Origin of the sequence: Enterobacter quasimori, from assembly GCF_018597345.1 — a bacterium.
GTDB lineage: Bacteria > Pseudomonadota > Gammaproteobacteria > Enterobacterales > Enterobacteriaceae > Enterobacter > Enterobacter mori.
Genome location: NZ_JAHEVU010000003.1, coordinates 392738 through 416236, shown reverse-complemented (window position 1 = coordinate 416236; position 23499 = coordinate 392738). Strand labels below are relative to the sequence as shown.

The following is a 23499-nucleotide window of genomic DNA, read 5'->3' as shown; positions in this document are numbered from 1 at the left end:
ACCCGGTATCGGCCCCGCGTTCGGGCACCGACGCAAACGTTCTCTTTTACCTGAACTTACCACCGAAACCGGCGGTTAACCATAAGGCAAAATGGGTCATCACATTAGCTTATGACCAAAAATCGCTAAAAAGCCTACAGAGTTATTCACTGGAAAAATGCGATTAACCCCGCACAAAATTAACAATGATCTAACAGGATTTAGCACATGGTGATATTTCGTGCGGAAAATCGGGCCGAATTTCCGTAACGAGAAAAATGCGACATTAGATTATCTAATGCGAAAAATGACGTGAAATTAGAATATTTCAAACGAGGGAATTTCCCCGGCGCAGAGGCCGGGAAAATAAAGTGTGACGGGGATCTAAGTTAGCGCAGCCAGTCAGGGAGATCGTTAAGACCCATCGCCTGACGGAGAAGTTGAGGTTTGACGCCAGGAAGCGTATCGGCCAGTTTAAGACCGATATCGCGCAGCAGTTTTTTCGCCGGATTTGCCCCGGCAAACAGCTCGCGGAAGCCCTGCATGCCCGCCAGCATCATCGCCGCACTGTGCTTGCGGCTGCGCTCGTAGCGACGCAGATAGAGATGCTGGCCGATGTCTTTTCCTTCGCGATGCAGGCGACGCAGCTCCTCGACCAGCTCCGCCGCGTCCATAAAGCCAAGATTAACGCCCTGCCCGGCCAGCGGATGAATGGTATGCGCCGCATCCCCCACCAGCGCCAGACGGTGCGCCGCAAACTGACGCGCGTAGCGGCCGGTTAACGGGAACACCTGACGCTCGCTTTCAAGCGTGCACAGGCCAAGGCGGTTATCAAAGGCCACGCACAGCGCCTGGTTAAAGGCCTCCGGCGTCGCCTCATGCATCTGCCGGGCTTTGTCCGGCACCAGGGACCAGACGATCGAGCACAGGTGCGGATCGGCAAGCGGCAGGAACGCCAGTATGCCGTCGTTGTGGAAAATCTGGCGCGCCACGCCGCCGTGCGGCTCTTCGGTGCGGATCGTTGCCACCATCGCATGATGGCGGTAGTCCCAGAAGGTTAGCGGGATATCGGCTTTGTTGCGCAGCCAGGAGTTCGCACCATCGGCACCGACCACCAGACGCGCGGTCAGCATGTCGCCGCTTTGTAAGGTAATAAACGCCTCGTTTTCACCCCATGCCACCTGCTGGATCTGCGCGGGCGCAACCAGCGTCACGTCGCTGCACTGCTGCGCTTTCTGCCACAGCGCGTGGTGGATCACCGCGTTTTCGATGATGTGACCCAGATGGCTATAGCCCATGCTTTCATCGTCAAAGGCTATATGACCAAAGCTGTCTTTATCCCACACTTCCATGCCGTGATAGCAGCTGGCGCGCTGCGCCACGATATCTGCCCAGACGCCAAGGTGCGTCAGCAATTTCTCGCTGGCGGCATTGATCGCCGAGACGCGGAGTTCCGGCGGGGCATCCTGCGCGACGGGCTGCGGCGCTTTTTGCTCCAGCACGGCCACGCGAAGGCCGCTGCCCTGTAAACCGCAGGCCAGCGCCAGCCCGACCATACCGCCGCCAACAATGGCGACATCAACATTTTGCACGGTGATAACTCCTTAACGCGCGACCCAACCCAGGGTCCGCTGCGCCAGCACGTCACGTGCCGGAATGAACAGTTCCATCGCCATCAGCCCGAGGTTGCGGCCCGCAACCAGCGGTGCCCAGCGATTGGCGAACAGGTGTACTAAACCATCTGTAACGCCGATTGTCGCCTCTTTATCGGCCTGACGTCGCTTCTGGTAATGGCTAAGTACCGAATAAGCGCCACAATCTTTTTGCTCGCCCCATGCCAGCGCCAGCGATTCCGCCAGGCTCATGACATCACGCAGCCCAAGGTTAAATCCTTGTCCGGCAATCGGATGTAATGTCTGCGCGGCGTTGCCGACCAGCGCCACGCGGTGAGATACAGACTGCGATGCGGTGGTTAACGACAGCGGATAGACTGCACGTTTCCCCGCATGGGTAATACGCCCGAGTCGCCAGCCGAAGGCTTTCTGCAGCTCGGTACAAAAACGTTCGTCGGACCAGGCCCGAACCTCTTCAGCTTTATCCTGCGGATGACACCAGACAAGCGAACAGCGCCCGTCCGACATCGGCAGCATCGCCAGCGGGCCGTGCTGCGTGAAGCGCTCAAACGCCCGGCCGTTGTGCTCTGCTGCGGTCGCGACGTTCGCAATGACCGCGACCTGCCCGTAAGGCTGCTGCCGCCACGCTACGCCGCACTGCGTGCCGAGCGCCGAACGCGAGCCGTCCGCCGCCACCAGAAGCTGACCGTCGAGAACGGTGCCATTATCGAGCGCTACGCTCACCGCGTCTTCGCTGCGGCTAAAACTGGCGACGCGCGCCGGACAGTGTAGCGTGACGCCCGGCGCATCCTGAAGCAGACGGAACAGACGCAGGCCAACGTCGTGGAGTTCAACGACCTGACCCAGCGCGTCGATACGGTAATCATGGGCATCCAGCGTTACAAACCCGGCATGGCCGCGATCGCTCACGTGCACGGTATTAATCGCCGTGGCGCAATCGGCGATCGCCTGCCAGATGCCAATGCGGGATAGCTGCTGGCAGGTCCCCTGCGCCAGGGCAATGGCGCGGGAATCAAAACCCGGATGATGCTTTGCCTGCGGCGCGACGGCTTCAACCAGATGTACCGGGAGCTGGCCCTTCGTCAAATGCGAAATGGCTAACGCCAGCGTGGCGCCGGTCATCCCGCCGCCCACGATGATCACACTCATGCGCGTACCGCTGCCATCAGCGCCTCAATATCATCGGCGTTCTTCACGACGGTTGCGGTCAGGTTTTCATTGCCGTTTTCGGTAATCACGATGTCGTCTTCGATGCGAATGCCGATCCCGCGGTATTGTTCCGGCACGTCAGCATCCGGCGCGATGTACAGTCCCGGCTCAACGGTTAACACCATGCCTGGCTCCAGCACGCGTGAACGATCGGGACCGTATGCGCCCACATCATGCACGTCCAGACCCAGCCAGTGGCTCAGGCCGTGCATAAAGTACGGACGGTGGGCATTCTCGGTAATCAGCGTGTCGACGTCGCCCTTCAGAATGCCGAGTTTTACCAGACCGGTAATCATGATCCGCACCACTTCACCGGTGACATCCTGAATGGAGGTTCCCGGACGATATAACCTGAGCGCCGTTTCCAGGGATTCGAGCACGATGTCGTAAATCTCGCGCTGAGCAGGCGAGAATTTACCGTTCACCGGGAAGGTTCGGGTGATGTCGCCTGCGTAGCCCAGATACTCACACCCGGCGTCAATCAGCACCAGATCGCCATCGCGCAGCGCGCTTTCGTTTTCGGTATAGTGCAGAATGCAGCCGTTTTCCCCGCCGCCAACGATGGTGTTGTAGGAGGGATAACGCGCGCCGTGGCGGTTAAATTCGTGGTGAATTTCGCCCTCAAGCTGATATTCGAACATGCCGGGACGGCACTTTTCCATGGCGCGAGTGTGGGCCAGGGCGCTGATTTCGCCCGCGCGGCGCAGCACGCTGAGCTCTTCCTCAGACTTAAACAGGCGCATCTCATGCACGACCGGGCGCCAGTCTGTGAGCGTGGCGGGAGCAGACAGGTTATGGCGCGAACCTTTACGCAGCTTATCCAGCGCGGTGAAGACAATCTCATCCGCATACGCATATTCGCCCTGGGCGTGATACAGCACGTCCAGACCGTTGAGCAGTTGGTAAAGCTGCTGGTTGATTTCGCTAAAGGCCAGCGCGCGGTCAACGCCCAGCTTCGCCGGGGCGGCCTCTTGCCCTAAGCGGCGGCCAAACCATATTTCGGCCGTCAGATCGCGCACGCGGTTGAAAATCACGCTGTGGTTGTGGGTGTCATTGCTCTTGATCAGCACCAGTACCGCTTCCGGCTCGTTAAACCCGGTGAAGTACCAAAAATCGCTGTTCTGGCGATAGGGGTATTCGCTGTCGGCACTGCGCGTCACTTCGGGCGCGGCAAAAATCAGGGCAGCGCTTCCCGGCTGCATGCTGGCTAACAGCGCCTGACGACGGCGCAAATACTCTTGATTCGAGATAACCATGACACCCTCCTGTGCGTTATTTTTCTTAATGTAAGGTTGGCTTGCGGACTTCCGGCGCGGTCGGCTGTGAACGCGTAAAGGTGTCGTGGCACAGCAGCGCCGCCACGCGCACGTACTCGATGATCTCTTCGAGGGACATTTCCAGCTCTTCCTGGTCTTCGTCCTCATCGTAGCCGAGCTGTGCAATATTACGCAGGTCGTCGATCGCTTCACCCGCTTCGCCGGTCACTTTATCGAGCTTCGGCTGAGACACCCCCAGGCCCAGCAGATAATGGTTTACCCAACCCGCGAGCGCATCAGCGCGATCGAAGACGCTGACGTCGTCCCCTTCAGGCAGATAAAGCTGAAAAAGGAAGCCATCGTCTTCCAGCGAATCGCTGGTCGTCGCGTGCATTTTACGCAGCGCTTCTGCCAGTTCGTGACCAAACGCCAGCCCTTCGTTCGTGAGGTCGTGGATCAGCGGCTGCCAGGAGCTGTCGCTGTTTCCGCCGCACAGCATGCCACTGATCAGACCGTGCATTTCGGCTGGGGTTAAACCCACTCCCTGCTGGTTCAGTAACTGGTTTAAATCCTTGTAACCAGGCATTTCGTTCTGTATAGACATGCGCATTCGTCATCATTGGGGGGATATTCATGATATGCTACCACTTTGGACCCTGGTGATACCAGAAAAGGGCTTGTATCTTCACATCAGGGTAGCTATAGTGTCGCCCCTTCGCAGCCCCCGGGGCAGTAAGCGAAGGCAGCGCAGTCAATCAGCAGGAAGGTGGCATGTCTGCACAACCCGTCGATCTCCAGATTTTTGGTCGTTCACTGCGAGTGAATTGTCCACCTGAACAAAGGGATGCTTTGAATCAGGCTGCGGACGATTTGAATCAGCGGTTGCAAGATCTAAAAGAACGCACTAGAGTCACAAATACTGAGCAGCTGGTTTTCATCGCCGCGTTGAACATCAGCTATGAACTGACTCAGGAAAAAGCGAAGACCCGCGACTACGCGGCAAGCATGGAGCAGCGCATTAAAATGCTCCAGCAGACCATTGAACAGGCATTGCTTGATCAAGGTCGCAATCCCGAAAGACCGGGACCAAAGTTTGAATAACACTTCTCAGTTGACTATGGTAGAGTAACTGTGAAGACAAAATTTCTCTGAGATGTTCGCAAGCGGGCCAGTCCCCTGAGCCGATATTTCATACCACAAGAATGTGGCGCTCCATGGTTGGTGAGCATGCTCGGTCCGTCCGAGAAGCCTTAAAACTATGACGACACATTCACCTTGAACCAAGGGTTCAAGGGTTACAGCCTGCGGCGGCATCTCGGAGATTCCCTCTCTTTTCTTCTACCGACTACCATGACTCAATTCCCTGAAGTTTCTGCTTCACGCCAGGATATCCGTCAGCTCATTCGTCAGCGCCGCCGTGCGTTAACCCCCGATCAGCAAGCGCATTTTGCCCAGCAGGCCGCCGCCCGTATGATGGCGTATCCCCCCGTCGTGATGGCGCACACCGTTGCGCTGTTCCTGTCGTTTGATGGTGAGCTGGATACCCAGCCGCTGATAGAACAGCTCTGGCGAGCCGGGAAGAAGGTGTATCTGCCGGTGCTGCATCCGTTTAGCGACGGTAATCTGCTGTTTCTGCACTACCACCCGCACAGCGAGCTGGTGGTGAATCGCCTGAAAATCACCGAGCCGAAACTCGACGTGCGCGACGTGCTCCCGCTGTCACAGCTGGATGTGCTGATTACGCCGCTGGTGGCGTTTGATGAGCAGGGACAGCGCCTGGGAATGGGCGGTGGTTTTTACGACAGAACGCTGCAAAACTGGCAGCAGTATGGGTTGCAGCCGGTGGGCTACGCGCATGATTGCCAGGGCGTGGAGGCGTTGCCGGTGGAGAAATGGGATGTGCCGTTGCCGGCGGTGGTGACGCCCAGTAAAACCTGGACCTGGTAGAATAAAGCCGGGTGGCGGCTACGCCTTACCCGGCCTACATAAATCCTCGAACATTGTAGGTCGGGTAAGCGTAAGCGCCACCCGACACACAAACCGTACATACGTTGTAGGTCGGGTAAGGCGCAGCCGCCACCCGACACCACAAACCGCACAATTAGTACAGCAGACGCGCGCGAATCGTCCCCGGAATGGCCTTCATGCTCAGCAGCGCTTTCTCGGCCACATCGTCATCCGCTTCGATATCAATAACCACGTAGCCCATCTGCGAGTTCGTCTGCAGATACTGCGCGGCGATGTTGACGCCCTGCTCGGCAAAGATCTGGTTGATGGCGGTCAGCACGCCTGGACGGTTTTCGTGGATGTGCAGCAGACGACGACCGCCGTGCAGCGGCAGAGACACTTCCGGGAAGTTCACGGCAGAGAGCGTAGACCCGTTGTCGGAGTATTTGCTCAGCTTACCCGCGACTTCCAGACCGATATTCTCCTGCGCTTCCTGGGTAGAACCGCCAATGTGTGGCGTCAGGATCACATTGTCGAACTCGCACAGCGGAGAGGTGAACGGATCGCTGTTGGTGGCAGGCTCCGTCGGGAACACGTCGATGGCCGCGCCCGCCAGGTGCTTACGCTTCAGCGCATCCGCCAGTGCCGGGATATCGACAACCGTGCCGCGCGCGGCGTTAATCAAGAGTGAACCTGGCTTCATCAGCGCCAGCTCTTCTGCACCCATCATGTTTTTGGTGGACGCGTTTTCCGGCACGTGCAGGCTCACCACGTCACTCATGTTCAGCAGGTCAGACAGGTGCTGAACCTGGGTGGCATTGCCCAGCGGCAGCTTGCTTTCGATATCGTAAAAATAGACATGCATACCGAGAGATTCCGCCAGAATCCCCAGCTGGGTTCCGATGTGGCCATAGCCGATGATACCCAGTTTTTTTCCACGAGCTTCGTAGGAGCCCGCAGCCAGTTTGTTCCAGACGCCGCGGTGCGCTTTGGCGTTAGCCTCCGGAATGCCGCGGAGCAGCAGCAGCAGTTCGCCAATAACCAGCTCCGCCACGGAACGGGTGTTGGAGAACGGGGCGTTGAAGACAGGAATACCGCGTTTCGCGGCAGCATTCAGGTCAACCTGGTTGGTACCGATGCAGAAGCAGCCGATAGCCACCAGCTTTTCCGCCGCAGCAATAACGTCTTCAGTCAGGTGAGTACGGGATCGCAGGCCAATGAAGTGGGCATCACGGATGGACGCTTTCAGCTCTTCGGTATCGAGCGCGCCTTTGTGAAATTCGATGTTGGTGTAACCTGCCGCACGAAGGCTATCGATTGCTTTTTGATGCACGCCCTCGACCAGCAGGAATTTAATCTTGTCTTTCTCCAGTGATACCTTTGCCATTTACCCGACCCTGTTTTTGTCTGAACTGATGTTGTGCTGGATATGAATCCGCTGTAGCCAACATATCAAAAAAAACTATTGCAGCAATATGAACGTTTGCGTCGGCACGCTGAAGAAAAGTCATCCAGGGCAAAATGTCAGAGGAAAATGCTATGGAAAATTACAAACGTGGCAGGATCGGCAAAGGAGGCTCAAAAACGTGATACAAGTCACCGAATTTAGCTTTTCAAAAATTTTTTAGCGGGGGGAAGGCTCCCCCCATCAGATCATTTTACGATGGTTTTCACGCCGTCAGCCGTGCCGATCAGCGCCACATCCGCGCCACGGTTAGCGAATAACCCTACTGTCACTACGCCCGGAATACCGTTGATGGCATTTTCCAGCGCAATCGCGTCGAGAATTTCCAGACCGTGAACGTCGAGGATCACGTTACCGTTGTCGGTCACTACGCCCTGACGATATTCCGGACGACCGCCCAGCTTCACCAGCTGACGGGCAACCGCGCTACGCGCCATCGGGATCACTTCGACCGGCAGCGGGAAATTGCCCAGAATGTCGACCTGCTTGGAGGCGTCTGCGATGCAGATAAACTTGTCCGCAACGGAGGCGATGATTTTTTCACGCGTCAGCGCCGCGCCGCCGCCCTTGATCATCTGCATATGGCCGTTGATCTCATCCGCGCCATCAACGTAAATCCCCAGACGATCCACTTCGTTGAGGTCGAAAACGGTAATGCCGAGGCTTTTCAGCTTTTCCGTGGAAGCATCGGAGCTGGAAACCGCGCCCTCGATCTGCCCCTTCATCGTGCCCAGCGCATCGATAAAGTGTGCCGCCGTTGACCCCGTACCAACACCGACAATGGTACCCGGCTGTACGTACTGGAGAGCGGCCCATCCTACTGCTTTTTTCAGTTCATCCTGCGTCATGATCGTTTTGCCTGTGGTGTGAAAACTCAGGCCGCATTATAGAACACGTCGGATGGATTTCGTCTGCCACGAAGGGAAAATTGTGTCATAGTGCAGATTAAGCAAAATTAAGGAGTAAGCCAGAGCAATGAAACGTCCGGACTACAGAACACTACAGGCACTTGATGCGGTTATTCGTGAACGCGGTTTTGAGCGCGCGGCGCAGAAGCTGTGCATCACCCAGTCCGCCGTATCACAGCGTATCAAACAGCTTGAAAACATGTTCGGGCAACCCCTGCTGGTGCGTACCGTTCCGCCGCGTCCAACGGAGCAAGGGCAAAAGCTTCTCGCGCTGCTGCGTCAGGTTGAACTGCTGGAAGACGAGTGGCTGGGTGATGAACAAACGGGTTCCACGCCGCTGCTGCTGTCGCTGGCGGTGAACGCCGACAGTCTGGCAACCTGGCTGCTGCCTGCCCTTGCGCCAGTCCTGGCCGACTCCCCTATTCGACTGAATTTACAGGTAGAAGATGAAACCCGTACTCAGGAGCGTCTGCGTCGTGGTGAAGTGGTTGGAGCGGTCAGTATCCAGCCTCAGGCGCTGCCAAGCTGTCTTGTCGATCAGCTGGGCGCGCTGGATTATCTGTTTGTCGGTTCAAAAGCCTTTGCCGAGCGCTACTTCCCGAACGGCGTCACCCGCGCCGCGCTGCTGAAAGCCCCTGCCGTGGCGTTCGACCATCTGGACGATATGCATCAGGCCTTCCTGCAGCAAAACTTCGACCTCCCGCCGGGCAGCGTGCCGTGCCATATCGTGAACTCGTCCGAAGCCTTTGTGCAGCTTGCGCGTCAGGGCACCACCTGCTGCATGATCCCGCACCTGCAGATTGAGAGAGAATTGAAAAGCGGTGAGCTGATTGACCTGACGCCGGGGCTGTATCAGCGTAGGATGCTTTACTGGCACCGCTTTGCGCCGGAAAGCCGTATGATGCGCAACGTCACCGACGCGCTGCTGGCGTACGGGCACAAGGTGTTGAGACAGGATTAAAAAATAAGCCGGGTGGCGGCTTCGCCTTACCCGGCCTACAGATTACTGAGCCGGTTTCGGCTGTGCTGCAACGGGCTCCAGCTGGAACACCACATCCACCTGATCGTCGAACTGAATGGTTGGCTGCTCGTAAGTTTCCTGAGCGGACACCGGGGCTGCATCAGCCTTCATCATCCGTACCATCGGGCTTGGCTGGTAGTTAGAGACGTGATAACGCACGCTGTAAACCGGGCCGAGCTTGCTCTTAAAGCCAGAAGCCAGCTGCTCCGCCTGATGGATTGCATCATCAATCGCGGCTTTACGCGCTTCGTCTTTGTATTTCTCTGGTTGCGCAACGCCCAGTGAGACGGAACGAATTTCATTCAGCCCCGCTTTTAACGCGCCATCAAGCAGCGAGTTCAGCTTATCAAGCTGACGCACGGTCACTTCCACGGTGCGTACGGCACGGTAGCCTTTGAGAATGCTTTTCCCGTTCTGGTAGTCGTAATCCGGTTGGGTACGCAGGTTAGCGGAACTGATATCCTTTTTACCTACGCCATTCTGCTCGAGGAAAGAGAGATATTGCGCAACACGATCGTCAGCCTGCTTTTTAGCGGAAGCAGCATCTTTCGCGGCCACGTTCACTTCAATTGCCAGGGTTGCAATATCCGGTACCGCGTCCACGCTTGCGGTGCCTGAAGTGACGATGTGCGGGCCATTTGGCAATTCATTTGCCTGCACCGACACCGCACCTAAACTCACTAATGCCGCCAGGGCCATCACTTTGAACTTCACTGTCATTCCTCCATGTTGCGAAGAGTGCCCCAACATCAGGGCGCATGCCAGCAAGCTTAGCGGGTCTTGTACAGATGTCCATAAGACAAACGCTTAGTTGAACAATCCCTGCACATGATGAATGCCCTCTTTTGCCAGCTGGAAAGCAATAAACCACATCACCAGCCCCACCAGAGTATTAATGATGCGCTGGGCTTTGGCCGTACGCAGACGGGGTGCAAGCCACGCCGCAAGAATGGCGAGACCGAAGAACCAGAGGAAGGAGGCGCTGACCGTACCGAGTGCAAACCAGCGTTTCGGCTCAACGTCCAGCTGTCCGCCCAGGCTGCCCAGCACCACGAAAGTATCCAGATAAACATGCGGGTTCAGCCAGGTGACCGCCAGCATGGTGACGATAATCTTCCAGCGGCCCTGCTTCATGACCTCCGCGCTCGCCAGTTCGAGGTTGCTGCTCATCGCCGTTTTCAGCGCGCCGAATCCGTACCACAGCAGAAACGCCACGCCGCCCCAGGTGACCAGCGCCAGCAGCCAGGGAGACTGCATCAGCAATGCGCTGCCGCCAAAAATTCCGGCACAGATCAGCAGTAAATCGCTTACCGCGCACAGCAGGGCAATCATCAAATGATACTGGCGGCGGATGCCCTGGTTCATCACGAACGCATTTTGCGGGCCGAGCGGAAGGATCATGGCCGCACCTAAGGCAAGCCCTTGAAAATAATAAGATAGCATGACGATTTTCTCGCAGTGTTGTTCTGGAAGCCGACTATACTGCGCGAATTACATTAGAGGAAATTGATAATATTAATTGGGTATTAGCATGGCTAATAAAATAAAAGCCCGGTGGCGCTAGCGCTTACCGGGCCTACGGGAGACGTTATTCGGCTTCTTTTACTTTTTTGACGTTTACGTCCATCTGCGGGTACGGGAAGCTGATGCCGTTGGCGTCAAACTCGCGCTTAATGCGCTCCAGCACGTCCCAGTAGACGTTTTGCAGATCGCTGCTTTTGCTCCAGATACGCACCACGAAGTTAATGGATGACGCGCCCAGCTCGTTGAGGCGAACCGTCTGCTCTTTATCTTTCAGAATACGATCGTCTGAAGTAATGATATTGCTAATCAGCGATTTGACCTGATCGATGTCGGAGTCATAGGCCACGCTAATAATCAGCTCATTACGACGCACCGGTTCACGGGAGAAGTTAATGATGTTGCCCGCGATGATTTTCCCGTTCGGTACCACCACGATACGGCCATCGACGGTACGCAAGGTGGTTGAGAAAATCTGCACCTGCAGCACGGTTCCGGCAATGCCGCCAAGGTCAACGTATTCACCCGAGCGGAACGGACGGAAGGTGACCAGCAGAACGCCTGCCGCCAGGTTTGAAAGTGAGCCCTGCAGTGCCAGACCAATAGCCAGACCAGCCGCACCGAGCACGGCGATGACGGATGCTGTCTGCACGCCCACGCGACCCAGCGCCGCAATCAGCGTAAAGGCGATAATGCCATAACGCACCAGTGCGGAGAGGAAGTCAGCCACCGTGGCGTCAATGTGACGGGCCAGCATGACGCGGTTAACCGCGTTAGATACGATACGCGCCACGATCATCCCGACGATGATGATGGCAATCGCCGCGACGATGTTCACGGCATAGCTCAGCAGCAGCGCCTGGTTACGCACCAGCCAGTTACCGGCGTGATTGATGCTGTCTACAACATCGAGTTGTTCCATTTATTCTTCCTTTTGTTAAACCAAAACACAAAATCCATCCCCCATGGAGACAGGCAGGTCCGTAAAGGGTAAACAAAAAGCGCAAGTATTGCCAAACAGATCACAAAAACCGGTCCGGCAGGGTATTGAAAAAGCATAAAAAAAGGCCCGCATTTGCGGGCCTTCTGATGCTGTTAGCAGCTCAAATTACAGAACGTCGATCGCGTTCAGTTCTTTGAATGCCTGCTCCAGACGGGTCACCATGGACGTCTGGGCAGCGCGCAGCCATACGCGTGGATCGTAGTATTTCTTGTTCGGCTGGTCTTCGCCTTTCGGGTTGCCCAGCTGGCCCTGCAGGTAAGCTTCGTTCGCTTTGTAGTACTGCAGAATACCGTCCCATGTTGCCCACTGGGTGTCGGTATCGATGTTCATTTTCACTACGCCGTAGCTTACGGAGTCTTTGATTTCCTGAGCAGAAGAACCGGAACCGCCGTGGAAGACGAAGTTCAGGCTGTTGTGCGGCAGGTTGTGTTTCTTGGAAACGTATTCCTGAGAATCACGCAGGATGGTTGGGGTCAGAACCACGTTACCTGGTTTGTAAACGCCGTGTACGTTACCGAAGGACGCTGCAATGGTGAAGCGTGGGCTGATTTTGCTCAGCTCGGTGTAAGCGTAATCAACGTCTTCTGGCTGGGTGTACAGTGCAGAAGCGTCCATGTGGCTGTTGTCCACGCCGTCTTCTTCACCGCCGGTGCAACCCAGTTCGATTTCCAGGGTCATGTCCATTTTGGCCATGCGCGCCAGGTATTTGGAGCAGATTTCGATGTTTTCGTGCAGTGACTCTTCAGACAGGTCGATCATGTGAGAAGAGAACAGTGGCTTACCGGTTGCCGCGAAGTGTTTTTCACCCGCGTCCAGCAGACCGTCGATCCACGGCAGCAGTTTCTTCGCGCAGTGGTCAGTGTGCAGGATAACTGGAACACCGTAGTGTTCAGCCATCTGGTGTACGTGGTGCGCACCAGAGATAGCACCCAGGATTGCAGCACCCTGAGGAATGTCAGTTTTCACGCCTTTACCTGCGATGAACGCAGCGCCGCCGTTAGAGAACTGAACGATAACTGGAGCTTTAACTTTAGCAGCAGTTTCCAGTACGGCGTTGATGGAGTCGGTACCCACGCAGTTAACTGCTGGCAGAGCGAAGTTGTTTTCTTTAGCTACCTGGAACACTTTCTGTACGTCATCACCAGTGATAACGCCAGGTTTTACGAAATCAAAAATTTTAGACATGTTGCTTAGTCCTGTATCTTCGGCCGTTAGAAAAGGTGCGTGCTCTTATAAGCGCGCTGAAAATTGGGCAGGTTTCCCTGCCCTTGAATGGCTTACTTCTTAGCGCGCTCTTCGAGCATTGCTACTGCTGGCAGTACTTTGCCTTCCACGAATTCGAGGAATGCGCCGCCACCAGTGGAGATGTAGGAGATCTTGTCAGCGATACCGAACAGGTCGATTGCTGCCAGGGTGTCACCACCGCCTGCGATAGAGAACGCTTCGCTGTCTGCGATTGCGTTAGCAACGGTCTCGGTACCTTTGCGGAAGTTCGGGAATTCGAACACGCCAACAGGACCGTTCCACAGGATAGTTTTTGCGTTTTTCAGGATTTCAGCCAGTTTCTGTGCAGAAACGTCGCCCAGGTCCAGAATCTGCTCTTCATCTTTGATGTCGTTAACAGATTTCAGGGTCGCGGTTGCGGTTTCGGAGAACTCGGTCGCGACGCGAACGTCAGTTGGAACAGGGATATCACAGGTAGTCAGCAGGCGTTTGGCTTCGTCAACCAGGTCCGCTTCGTACAGGGATTTACCGACGTTGTGGCCTTGAGCAGCAACGAAGGTGTTCGCGATACCACCGCCAACGATCAGCTGGTCAGCGATTTTAGACAGGGAATCCAGAACGGTCAGTTTGGTAGAAACTTTAGAACCACCCACGATAGCGACCATTGGGCGAGCAGGTTCTTTCAGTGCTTTACCCAGCGCTTCCAGTTCATCAGCCAGCAGAGGACCGGCACAGGCTACGTCTGCGAATTTACCGATACCGTGAGTAGACGCCTGAGCACGGTGAGCCGTACCAAATGCATCCATCACAAATACGTCGCACAGTGCAGCGTATTTTTTAGACAGTGCTTCGTCGTCTTTCTTTTCGCCTTTGTTGAAGCGAACGTTCTCCAGAACAACCAGTTCACCGGCTGCAACGTCAACGCCGTCCAGATAATCTTTCACCAGGCGAACCGGGCTGGACAGTTTGTCTTTCAGGTAATTAACAACCGGCAGCAGAGAGAACTCTTCGTTGTACTCGCCTTCAGTTGGACGACCCAGGTGGGAAGTGACCATCACTTTAGCGCCCTGCTTCAGAGCCAGTTCGATGGTTGGCAGAGATGCACGGATACGCGCGTCGCTGGTCACTTTGCCATCTTTAACCGGTACGTTCAGATCGGCACGGATGAAAACGCGTTTACCAGCCAGATCCAGATCGGTCATCTTAATTACAGACATGGTGAATCCTCTCGTTGATTCTTAAAGTTTTGCAGACGCACGATGCGTCTTACCTGAAACCTTGAGCGGCCATTGCTAACGTGGTGTCGAGCATTCGGTTAGCAAAGCCCCATTCGTTATCACACCAAACCAGCGTCTTGATAAGGTGCGCCCCACTGACGCGCGTTTGCGTGCCATCGACGATGGCGCTGTGCGGGTCGTGGTTAAAATCTACTGAGACCAACGGTAATTCCGTATAGTCAACTATACCATGAAATGCACCCTGTGCCGCTTTTTGCAGCAACAGATTGACTTCGCAGGCTTTTACCGGTTTTTTCACCGTCACGCTGAGATCGATTGCGGTGACGTTAATCGTCGGAACGCGCACGGCAATCGCTTCGAAACGGTCGTTAAACTGCGGGAAAATTCGGGTGATCCCCGCCGCCAGTTTCGTATCCACCGGGATGATTGACTGGCTCGCTGCGCGAGTGCGTCGTAAATCCGGATGGTAGGCATCGATAACCTGCTGATCGTGCATGGCGGAGTGAATCGTGGTCACGGTGCCGGATTCAATGCCATACGCATCGTCTAACAGTTTGATGACCGGAATAATGCAGTTGGTGGTACAGGAGGCGTTGGAAACAATGCGGTGTTCGGTCAGCAGCTCATGCTGGTTGACGCCAAACACAACGGTCGCGTCGAGGTCATTACTGCCGGGGTGAGAAAACAGGACTTTTTTTGCACCTGCGGCCAGATGCGCTTCGCCATGTTCGCGGCTGCCGTAAACGCCGGTACAGTCAAGCACGATATCCACACCAAGTTCACGCCACGGTAGCCCTGCGATGCTGCTCTCATGCAGTACGCGGATGGCATCGTCGCCGACAAACAGACGATCTCTTTCCTGGCGAACATCCCAGGCAAAGCGTCCGTGGCTGGTGTCATATTTCAACAAATGCGCCATGCCCGCAGCATCCGCCAGTTCGTTGATTGCTACCACGGTTATTTCCGCACGACGCCCGGATTCATATAAAGCACGAACCACGTTGCGCCCGATGCGACCGAAGCCATTAATCGCTACGCGTACGGTCATAGATCTCCTGCAAAGCAATCCCTGAGTTTGAGGTGGCTGAAAGAGTAATCCAGCGACGCCCGAAGGGGAATCCTTGCTGTCACAAACTGCGATTGATTGGTCAATTGTCGAACATTTAATCGACTGAAACGCTTCAGCAAGAATAAGCGAATTGAGGAATAAAAGGAATGTCTGTCCAGATGAATAAGCGAGCTATATGACTTGCATCACATTTTTGATGGAATAGTGCCGACAAAAAAGCCGGGTAACGCGCTAGCGCTTACCCGGCCTACTTTCGTGCCATTTGTAGGCCCGGTAAGCGTCAGCGCCACCGGGCAAAACGGCAATTACAGCAGTTCTTTCGCCTTAGCGACAACGTTCTCAACGGTGAAGCCAAACTCTTCGAACAGCAGCTCTGCCGGAGCAGATTCACCGAAGGTGGTCATACCGACGATGGCACCGTTCAGGCCCACGTATTTGAACCAGTAGTCAGCGATACCCGCCTCCACTGCCACGCGAGCGGAAACCGCTTTAGGCAGCACGGATTCACGGTAAGCGGCATCCTGCTTGTCGAACGCGTCGGTAGACGGCATGGAGACCACGCGCGCCTTCACGCCTTCGGCAGTCAGTTTTTCCCACGCTGCAACAGCCAGTTCAACTTCAGAACCGGTGGCGATGAAGATCAGCTCTGGCTGGCCCGCGCTATCTTTCAGCACGTAACCACCGCGAGCGATGTTCGCCAGCTGCTCAGGCGTACGCTCCTGCTGTGCCAGGTTCTGACGGGAGAGGATCAGCGCGGTTGGACCGTCCTGACGCTCAACGCCGTATTTCCACGCCACCGCGGATTCAACCTGGTCACATGGACGCCATGTGCTCATGTTCGGGGTCACGCGCAGGGAAGCGACCTGCTCTACCGGCTGGTGAGTTGGGCCATCTTCGCCCAGACCGATGGAGTCGTGGGTGTAGACCATCACCTGACGCTGTTTCATCAGCGCGGCCATACGCACGGCGTTACGTGCATATTCAACGAACATCAGGAAGGTAGAGGTGTACGGCAGGAAACCACCGTGCAGCGAGATACCGTTGGCGATCGCGGTCATACCGAATTCACGTACACCGTAATGGATGTAGTTACCGGCAGTATCTTCGTTGATTGGCTTAGAACCGGACCACAGGGTCAGGTTAGATGGTGCCAGGTCAGCGGAGCCGCCGAGGAATTCAGGCAGCAGAGGACCAAACGCTTCAATCGCATTCTGAGACGCTTTACGGCTCGCGATTTTAGACGGGTTCGCCTGCAGCTTAGCGATGAACTCGTTGGCTTTCGCGTCGAAGTCAGACGGCATGTCACCTTTCATACGACGGGTGAATTCAGCCGCTTCCTGTGGGAAGGCTTTCGCATAAGCCGCGAACTTCTCGTTCCACGCCGCTTCTTTCGCCTGGCCCACTTCTTTTGCATCCCACTGAGCGTAGATCTCAGATGGGATTTCGAATGCAGGGTGTTTCCAGCCCAGCGCTTCGCGGGTCAGTGCGATTTCCGCGTCGCCCAGCGGCGCGCCGTGGGAGTCGTGCGTACCCGCTTTGTTCGGCGAACCGAAGCCGATGATGGTTTTGCACATCAGCAGGGACGGTTTGTCCGTCACAGCGCGCGCTTCTTCTACTGCACGTTTAATCGAGTCAGCATCGTGGCCATCAACGCCACGCACAACGTGCCAGCCGTAGGCTTCGAAACGTGCTGCGGTGTCGTCAGTGAACCAGCCTTCAACGTGACCGTCGATGGAGATACCGTTGTCGTCATAGAACGCAACCAGTTTGCCCAGCTTCAGGGTACCTGCCAGGGAGCACACTTCGTGAGAAATGCCTTCCATCATGCAGCCGTCGCCCATGAACGCGTAGGTGAAGTGGTCAACGATGTCGTGACCAGGACGGTTGAACTGCGCCGCCAGCGTCTTCTCCGCAATCGCCATACCGACTGCGTTAGCAATACCCTGACCCAGCGGGCCGGTGGTGGTTTCGACGCCCGCGGTGTAACCCACTTCCGGGTGACCTGGCGTTTTGGAGTGCAGCTGACGGAAGTTTTTCAGCTCTTCGATTGGCAGATCGTAGCCGGTGAGGTGCAGCAGGCTATAGATCAGCATAGAGCCGTGGCCGTTGGACAGCACGAAGCGGTCGCGGTCAGCCCATGACGGGTTCTGCGGGTTGTGGTTCAGGAAGTCACGCCACAGGACTTCGGCGATATCAGCCATACCCATAGGAGCCCCTGGGTGGCCAGATTTGGCTTTCTGTACTGCATCCATGCTCAGCGCACGAATAGCATTAGCAAGCTCTTTACGTGAGGACATTTTAACTCCAGATCGGACTGTTAAAGGCCATGCCCTTGACGACAGCGCGTTTTGGGCTACGCCGGAAAAAAGTGCCAACAATGTAACCCAAGCCGCATGCCATGTACATGGACCATTCTTTTGCTCGTTAAGAAATCTCTGGATCATGCTCGCATGTTGCGCAATCTCCTCGCCCGCCCCTGTCGATATTCCTTATACTTAGCCCGACACCGGCTTCGCTGACGGTGCACTTTTCGGATTTTATTCAGATTAACGAGTACGGAAGCAACCTCATGAAAATGCGTGCAATAGTGCTGGCCCTGGGTACGACGCTCCTGCTGAGCGGCTGTCAGAATATGGATTCTAACGGTCTGATGACCTCAGGCGCGGAAGCCTTTCAGGCCTATTCCCTGAGCGACGCGCAGGTAAAAGCGCTGAGCGATCAGGCGTGTAAGGATATGGACGGAAAAGCCACGCTTGCCCCGGCTAACAGTACCTACACGCAGCGTCTGAATAAGATTGCATCCGCGCTGGGCGACAACATCAACGGCCAGCCGGTGAACTACAAGGTTTACATGGCGAAAGACGTGAACGCCTTCGCCATGGCGAACGGCTGCATTCGCGTCTATAGCGGGCTGATGGACATGATGACCGACAACGAAGTGGAAGCGGTTATCGGCCACGAAATGGGCCACGTTGCGCTCGGCCACGTGAAGAAAGGGATGCAGGTTGCGTTAGGCACCAACGCCGTTCGTGCGGCGGCGGCCTCAGCGGGCGGTATCGTTGGCAGCCTGTCGCAGTCACAGCTTGGCGACGTCGGTGAAAAGCTGGTTAACTCCCAGTTCTCCCAGCGTCAGGAGTCCGAAGCGGACGACTACTCCTACGATCTGTTGCGCAAACGCGGCATTAATCCATCAGGTTTAGCCACCAGCTTCGAAAAACTGGCCAAGCTGGAGGCGGGTCGCCAAAGCTCGATGTTTGACGATCACCCGGCCTCGGAAGAACGCGCACAACATATTCGCGACCGTATGGCCGCAGACGGAATTAAATAATTTTACCGGGAGGCATATTTGCCTCCCTTTTATTTCGCATGAATTGCTAATTTAAAAGCACATATCGGTAACTCGCCAGCAAGCCCCGCCACATCTGCATTTAGCCCCTGAAACGTCTGGTCACATATTTATTGCAATCGTTAATATTTCCGGTAATTATCAACCACGCAATCATTCAAATTAATATATCCAGACAGAGACGTTCCCTCCGTGAAAAAAGAATTATCATTAGTTGCGTTAAGTTTATTCGCCGCATTACCTGCCGCAGCAAGCCAGCAATCCGACAGCCAGGGTTTTATTGACGACAGCCATCTGGATCTGTTTTTACGTAATGCCTATATCAGCCGCGATTACCATCAGGGCCAGCAGGATAAAGCCGAATGGGGCCAGGGCATCATTGCCACCTTTGCATCCGGCTATACCGAAGGGCCGGTGGGCTTCGGCGTGGACGGTATCGCCCAGTATGGCGTGCGTCTGGACGGTGGCCGCGGCAAGAGCGGCGCGGGCGGCATCGACTTCTTTAAGCAGGAAGACGACGGCCGGGCAAAATCCGATCTGGCAAAGTTTGGCGCCACGGCCAAAATGCGCATCTCCAATACCGTGCTGAGCTACGGGAACCAGCGTCCTGAGCTGCCAATCATTACATCCGACAGCTCCCGCCTGCTGTTTGAAAGCTACACCGGCACCCTGCTGACCTCGAAAGAGATCGACGGTCTGGAAGTGAACGCCGGTTACTTCACCGACGAGCAGCGTAAAAGCGATGACCGCCACGACAGCGGGCTGAAGAGCCTCTCCTTCGGCGGCGCAAGCTACCGGTTCAACGACCAGTTCAGCGGCGCGCTGTACGCCTCTCATAATGAAGAGGTGATGAATAAGCAGTATCTCGGCATGAACTTCAAACAGCCGTTCAGCACCGGACAGCAGCTGGTGCTTGATTTCAACGGCTACAATTCGCGACTGGATCAGCGCTACGCGGACAGCCTCGACACGGGCCGCAGCAACACCATCTGGAGCCTGGCGGCGAGCTACATCTGGGATATTCATACCTTCAAGGTGGCGTACCAGCAGAGCAGCGGCAGCACCGGCTACAACTACGGCGGCTATCGCGACCAGGGCGGCGTGGGGGACGGCGGCAACACCATCTGGCTGGCGAACTCCTACTGGTCTGATTTCAACGGTGAAGACGAGCGCTCATGGCAGGCCTCTTACGGTCTGGACTTCGGCGGCCTCGGCCTGCCGGGCCTGAGCTGGACCACCGCTTACGTGCGTGGCGACAACATTAAAACGTCTGAAACCAGCAACGGCAAAGAGCACGAGTGGTTTAACCAGATCCAGTACAAGGTACAGGATGGCCCGGCAAAAGACCTGACGCTGCGCCTGCGCTACTCCGTACTGCGCGTCTCCAGCAACGCCAGCGATTACAATGTGGGCGGGGATGAGATCCGCGCTTACGTGGAATACCCGTTTAACGTGTTCTGATGAAAAAAGCCGGGTGGCGGCTTCGCCTTACCCGGCCTACAGTTTTCTCCCTCTCTCTGTGGGAGAGGGTTGGGGTGAGGGGAAACAGCTAGTAAAGCGTCTTCTGCGGCGGCCCGGCAAACTTCAGCGCGCCAATCTGCCCCATTAGCACTTCCACCACCGACGGCCCCGGCATCGCCAGCGCCTCCGTCATCACCTCATCAAAGTCCTCTGCCCGCTCGACGCTCCACGCCTGCAGGCCAATTGCCTGTGCCAGCAGGGTGAAGTCCGGGGTATGCAGCTCGTTGTAATACTGCCGCCCGCCGAAATACTTATCCTGAATACCGCGCATCACGCCGTAGCCGCCGTCGTTCATGATCAACAGCGTCACGTTGGCTTTTTCCTGCGCCAGCGTCGCCAGCTCGCCTAAATTCAGGCTCAGGCCGCCGTCGCCCACCAGCCCCACCACCTTGCGCTGCGGGTTAGCAATCGCGGTGCCGATCGCCATCGGCAGCCCCATGCCAATCGCCCCGGCCAGAGAGTGAATGTTCATCAGAGGTCCGTTGGCGCGGAACAGTCGGCTCCCCCACAGGCTGCCGGACACGGTGATATCGCGCACCAGCAGGCCATCCTTCGGCAGCGCCTTCTCGATAGCGTCGTTGAGCTTCGTGTAGGCGCCGCACTGCTCGCGCAGCCCCTGCTCGGCTTGCTCAACCGCCTGCTGCACCTGCGTATCCCACTGTGCGTTGCCCCACTCGCGGCCCTGAATTTTGTCTGCAAGCGCGCCAAGCAACGCGGAACAGTCGGCGACCAGCGTGTTGTCCATCAGGTAGTTACGGCTTGCCGCCGCCGGGTCGATATCAATCTGCACGCGCGGATGCGGCAGCTCAAGCGTCCAGGAACGGGTTTCGTTGCTGCGCAGGCGTGAACCAGCGACCAGCGTAAAATCGCACTGCGCGATAAGCGCCTCCACCGACGGCGAGTTGTGGAACGCCCGCAGGCTGGCACGATGGCTGTCCGGCAGCACGCCGCGCGCGTGGGTGCTGGAGATCACCGTCACGCCCGCATCCGCCAGCGTTTTCACCGCGTCAGCGCTTCCCAGCGCCCCGCCACCCAGCCACAACAGCGGCTGTTTTGCCAGCTTAAGCTGCGTCCACAGCGCATCAACCGTCATGGGATCGACGGCTGGAACCGAAGCCGGTTTCACCGGTTTCGTCACCAGCGACAGCGGAATTTTCGCACCCTGAATATCAATCGGGATTTCCACAGAGACCGGCCCGCACGGCGGCGTCTGCGCCTCCTGAATGGCTTTATGCAGAATGGCCATCGCCTGGTTAGCGTTGCTGATGCGGTACGCCCGCTTTGAGCTGGCCTTCAGGAAGGTCAACTGGTCGCGGGTTTCGTGGATAAACCCGGTGTCGGCATCCAGCCAGGCTTTCTCTACCTGCCCGGTTAAATGCAGCAGCGGCGTGCAGGCGTTCATCGCTTCCACCAGCGCACCTACGGCGTTACCCGCGCCCGCGCCGGTGCTCGTCAGCGCCACGCCGAGGCCGGAAAAGCGCCCGTGGGCGTCGGCCATGGTGACGGATCCCGCCTCGCCGCGCGCGGGCACGAAGCGGATATTGCCCCGCTGCCCAACCGCATCCGCGATCGGCAGGTTGTGAATGGAGATGACGCCGTAAATGGCCTCAACCTGATACTGCTCCAGCGTTCTGGCGATGGCGTCGCCGACGGTTATCATTTCGCTCATTGCTCACCCTTTCTCAGTCGCACCAGTGGTTGACGCTATTACCCGTCGCCAGATAAATGCTCTTTTGCTGCATCCAGGCTTTTAGCCCCTGAATACCCTTTTCGCGGCCCAGACCGCTCTCTTTAAAGCCCCCGAACGGGGTCGAAATGGCAAAAACTTTGTAGGTATTGATCCACACGGTTCCCGCTTCCAGCTGGTCGCTTAACCGCAGGGCACGCCCGGTATCGCGCGTCCAGATCCCCGCAGCCAGGCCATAAACCGAGTCGTTCGCTTCGCGAATAAGCGCCGCTTCATCGCGAAACGGCATCGCCACCAGCACCGGGCCGAAGATTTCTTCCTGACACGCGCGGGCGCTGTTGCTCAGCCCCTCGATAATCGTGGGCAGGAAGAAGCTGCCGTTTGCCAGAGCAGGATCCGCCGGGATCTCCCCGCCACACAGCACGCGGCCCCCCTCGCGCTTCGCCTGCTCAACGTACGCCTGCACGCTCTGACGATGCCCGTCGCCGATCAGCGGCCCCACGTGGACGCCGTCGGTAAACGGGTGCCCGACGCGCAGCCCGCGAGTTAACTCCAGCAGCCGCGCCATCAGCGGCGCGTAAATGCTCTCGTGAATGAACAGCCGCGATCCGGCAATGCACGCCTGCCCCGCCGAACTGAAAATGCCGTAGCAGATCCCGCGCGCGGCCTGCTCGAGGTCGGCATCTTCCAGCACGATGGTCGGGGACTTCCCGCCCAGCTCCAGCGAGACCGGGATCAGCTTTTCCGCCGCCACGTGCGCCAGATGACGGCCCGTGGTGGTGCCGCCGGTAAAGGAAATTTTGCGCACGCGAGGATGACGCGCCAGCGCATCGCCAATCACCGAGCCTTTGCCCGGCAGGACGCTCAGCAGCCCGGCGGGCAGCCCGGCCTGTTCAAAAATCCGCGCCAGCTCCAGCGCCATCAGAGGCGTGGCTTCTGCGGGCTTGAGGATCGCCGCGTTACCCGCGGCAATGGCAGGCGCGACCTTCTGCATCTCGCTGGCAATCGGCGAGTTCCACGGCGTGATGGCGGCCACCACGCCGAGCGGCTCATAGCGGCTCAGCGTCAGTAGATCCGGCTGGCGCGGCGTGGGAAGCTCGCCCTCCAGCAGCTCGCAGGCGGCGGCAAAATAGCGCGCCGTTCCCGCCGCGCTCATTACCAGCCCGCGCGCTTCCGCCAGCGGCTTGCCGTTATCGCGGCTCTGCATCTGCGCCAGTTCATCCACGCGGGACTCAATCAGATCGGCAACCTTATGCAGGATCTTTGCGCGAACGTGCGGCAGGCAACCGCGCCACGCGGGATCGCGCCAGGCGCGATCTCCGGCCTCAATCGCCTCCTGCAGATCGTCGAGACTTGCCGCGTTCAGCGTAGCGTTAATGGACCCGTCAGCCGGGAAGTGGCTCTGCATCGGGCTGCCGCCGCCGCGCCGCCACTGGCCGCCGATAAAAATCTTCAGATCGTCCATCGTCAC

The 23499-nt window shown here is 57.0% G+C and carries 20 protein-coding genes and 1 other RNA gene; 6 read left to right on the top strand and 15 right to left on the bottom strand.

Translation table 11 applies throughout. The features are described 5' to 3' along the window. Positions 1-368 precede the first annotated feature (368 nt). Genes ubiI through KK102_RS14045 form a run of 4 tightly spaced genes read right to left on the bottom strand, consistent with a single transcriptional unit; the run spans position 369 to position 4682 of the window. Positions 369-1571 (bottom strand): FAD-dependent 2-octaprenylphenol hydroxylase, encoded by a 1203-nt coding sequence (ubiI, locus tag KK102_RS14060; RefSeq protein WP_126544978.1) that lies wholly within the window; start codon positions 1569-1571, stop codon positions 369-371. Between the two features lie 12 nt (positions 1572-1583). Then, positions 1584-2762 carry a 2-octaprenyl-6-methoxyphenyl hydroxylase gene (gene ubiH / locus KK102_RS14055; protein ID WP_216357843.1) on the bottom strand — a complete coding sequence of 393 codons (1179 nt, stop codon included), beginning with the start codon at positions 2760-2762 and terminating at the stop codon, positions 1584-1586. Further along, complete coding sequence (pepP, locus tag KK102_RS14050; protein ID WP_216357973.1) at positions 2759-4072, bottom strand: Xaa-Pro aminopeptidase; 1314 nt, start codon at positions 4070-4072, stop codon at positions 2759-2761. The genes ubiH and pepP overlap by 4 nt, the downstream gene beginning before the upstream one ends. 31 nt (positions 4073-4103) lie before the next feature. Further along, positions 4104-4682: a YecA/YgfB family protein gene (locus KK102_RS14045; protein ID WP_211446507.1), complete on the bottom strand. Its 579-nt coding sequence runs from the start codon at positions 4680-4682 to the stop codon at positions 4104-4106. A 167-nt stretch (positions 4683-4849) separates the two neighbouring features. On the opposite strand from KK102_RS14045, the gene zapA reads away from it, so the two are divergent. The 3 genes from zapA (at position 4850) to KK102_RS14030 (ending at position 6025) form a co-directional block, all read left to right on the top strand. Beyond that, a complete protein-coding gene (zapA, locus tag KK102_RS14040; RefSeq protein ID WP_006811891.1) occupies positions 4850-5179 on the top strand; it encodes a cell division protein ZapA in 330 nt (109 codons plus the stop codon). Positions 5180-5220: 41 nt separating this feature from the next. Then, positions 5221-5404: non-coding RNA, 6S RNA (gene ssrS / locus KK102_RS14035), on the top strand. Between the two features lie 24 nt (positions 5405-5428). Continuing rightward, on the top strand, positions 5429-6025 hold the full coding sequence (locus KK102_RS14030) for a 5-formyltetrahydrofolate cyclo-ligase (protein ID WP_216357842.1): 597 nt from the start codon (positions 5429-5431) through the stop codon (positions 6023-6025). Between the two features lie 154 nt (positions 6026-6179). Here the strand turns inward: KK102_RS14030 and serA are convergent, their stop codons facing one another. Beyond that, on the bottom strand, positions 6180-7412 hold the full coding sequence (gene serA, locus KK102_RS14025) for a phosphoglycerate dehydrogenase (protein ID WP_032643292.1): 1233 nt from the start codon (positions 7410-7412) through the stop codon (positions 6180-6182). A gap of 266 nt (positions 7413-7678) precedes the next feature. After that, a complete protein-coding gene (rpiA, locus tag KK102_RS14020) occupies positions 7679-8338 on the bottom strand; it encodes a ribose-5-phosphate isomerase RpiA (RefSeq protein WP_003860091.1) in 660 nt (219 codons plus the stop codon). Positions 8339-8465: 127 nt separating this feature from the next. Between rpiA and argP the strand changes: the two genes are divergently transcribed. Continuing rightward, a complete protein-coding gene (gene argP, locus KK102_RS14015; RefSeq protein WP_126544980.1) occupies positions 8466-9359 on the top strand; it encodes a DNA-binding transcriptional regulator ArgP in 894 nt (297 codons plus the stop codon). A 42-nt stretch (positions 9360-9401) separates the two neighbouring features. Here the strand turns inward: argP and KK102_RS14010 are convergent, their stop codons facing one another. The 7 genes from KK102_RS14010 to tkt all read right to left on the bottom strand — a co-directional run bounded on the left by KK102_RS14010 (position 9402) and on the right by tkt (position 17771). After that, positions 9402-10133 (bottom strand): oxidative stress defense protein, encoded by a 732-nt coding sequence (locus KK102_RS14010; protein ID WP_126544981.1) that lies wholly within the window; start codon positions 10131-10133, stop codon positions 9402-9404. 93 nt (positions 10134-10226) lie between these two features. Further along, entirely contained in the window at positions 10227-10862 is a 636-nt protein-coding gene (gene argO, locus KK102_RS14005) for an arginine exporter ArgO (protein ID WP_003860085.1), read from the bottom strand. A 145-nt stretch (positions 10863-11007) separates the two neighbouring features. After that, positions 11008-11862 carry a small-conductance mechanosensitive channel MscS gene (locus KK102_RS14000; RefSeq protein WP_216357841.1) on the bottom strand — a complete coding sequence of 285 codons (855 nt, stop codon included), beginning with the start codon at positions 11860-11862 and terminating at the stop codon, positions 11008-11010. Positions 11863-12048: 186 nt separating this feature from the next. Next, on the bottom strand, positions 12049-13128 hold the full coding sequence (gene fbaA / locus KK102_RS13995) for a class II fructose-bisphosphate aldolase (protein ID WP_008499731.1): 1080 nt from the start codon (positions 13126-13128) through the stop codon (positions 12049-12051). Between the two features lie 92 nt (positions 13129-13220). After that, positions 13221-14384, bottom strand: coding sequence for a phosphoglycerate kinase (pgk, locus tag KK102_RS13990; RefSeq protein WP_126544983.1), 1164 nt, complete (start codon positions 14382-14384; stop codon positions 13221-13223). Positions 14385-14433: 49 nt separating this feature from the next. Beyond that, positions 14434-15453, bottom strand: a complete 1020-nt coding sequence (gene epd, locus KK102_RS13985) for an erythrose-4-phosphate dehydrogenase (protein ID WP_126544984.1) — start codon at positions 15451-15453, stop codon at positions 14434-14436. 326 nt (positions 15454-15779) lie between these two features. Then, a complete protein-coding gene (gene tkt / locus KK102_RS13980) occupies positions 15780-17771 on the bottom strand; it encodes a transketolase (RefSeq protein WP_216357840.1) in 1992 nt (663 codons plus the stop codon). Between the two features lie 272 nt (positions 17772-18043). On the opposite strand from tkt, the gene loiP reads away from it, so the two are divergent. Together loiP and KK102_RS13970 are read left to right on the top strand one after the other, a co-directional pair. Then, positions 18044-18802, top strand: coding sequence for a metalloprotease LoiP (loiP, locus tag KK102_RS13975; RefSeq protein ID WP_010435388.1), 759 nt, complete (start codon positions 18044-18046; stop codon positions 18800-18802). A gap of 210 nt (positions 18803-19012) precedes the next feature. After that, positions 19013-20281: an OprD family outer membrane porin gene (locus KK102_RS13970; protein ID WP_216357839.1), complete on the top strand. Its 1269-nt coding sequence runs from the start codon at positions 19013-19015 to the stop codon at positions 20279-20281. 88 nt (positions 20282-20369) lie between these two features. Here KK102_RS13970 and KK102_RS13965 read toward each other — a convergent pair whose 3' ends face one another. Continuing rightward, entirely contained in the window at positions 20370-22010 is a 1641-nt protein-coding gene (locus KK102_RS13965) for a thiamine pyrophosphate-binding protein (protein WP_216357838.1), read from the bottom strand. A 13-nt stretch (positions 22011-22023) separates the two neighbouring features. Beyond that, complete coding sequence (locus KK102_RS13960; RefSeq protein WP_216357837.1) at positions 22024-23493, bottom strand: aldehyde dehydrogenase; 1470 nt, start codon at positions 23491-23493, stop codon at positions 22024-22026. Positions 23494-23499: the final 6 nt, after the last annotated feature.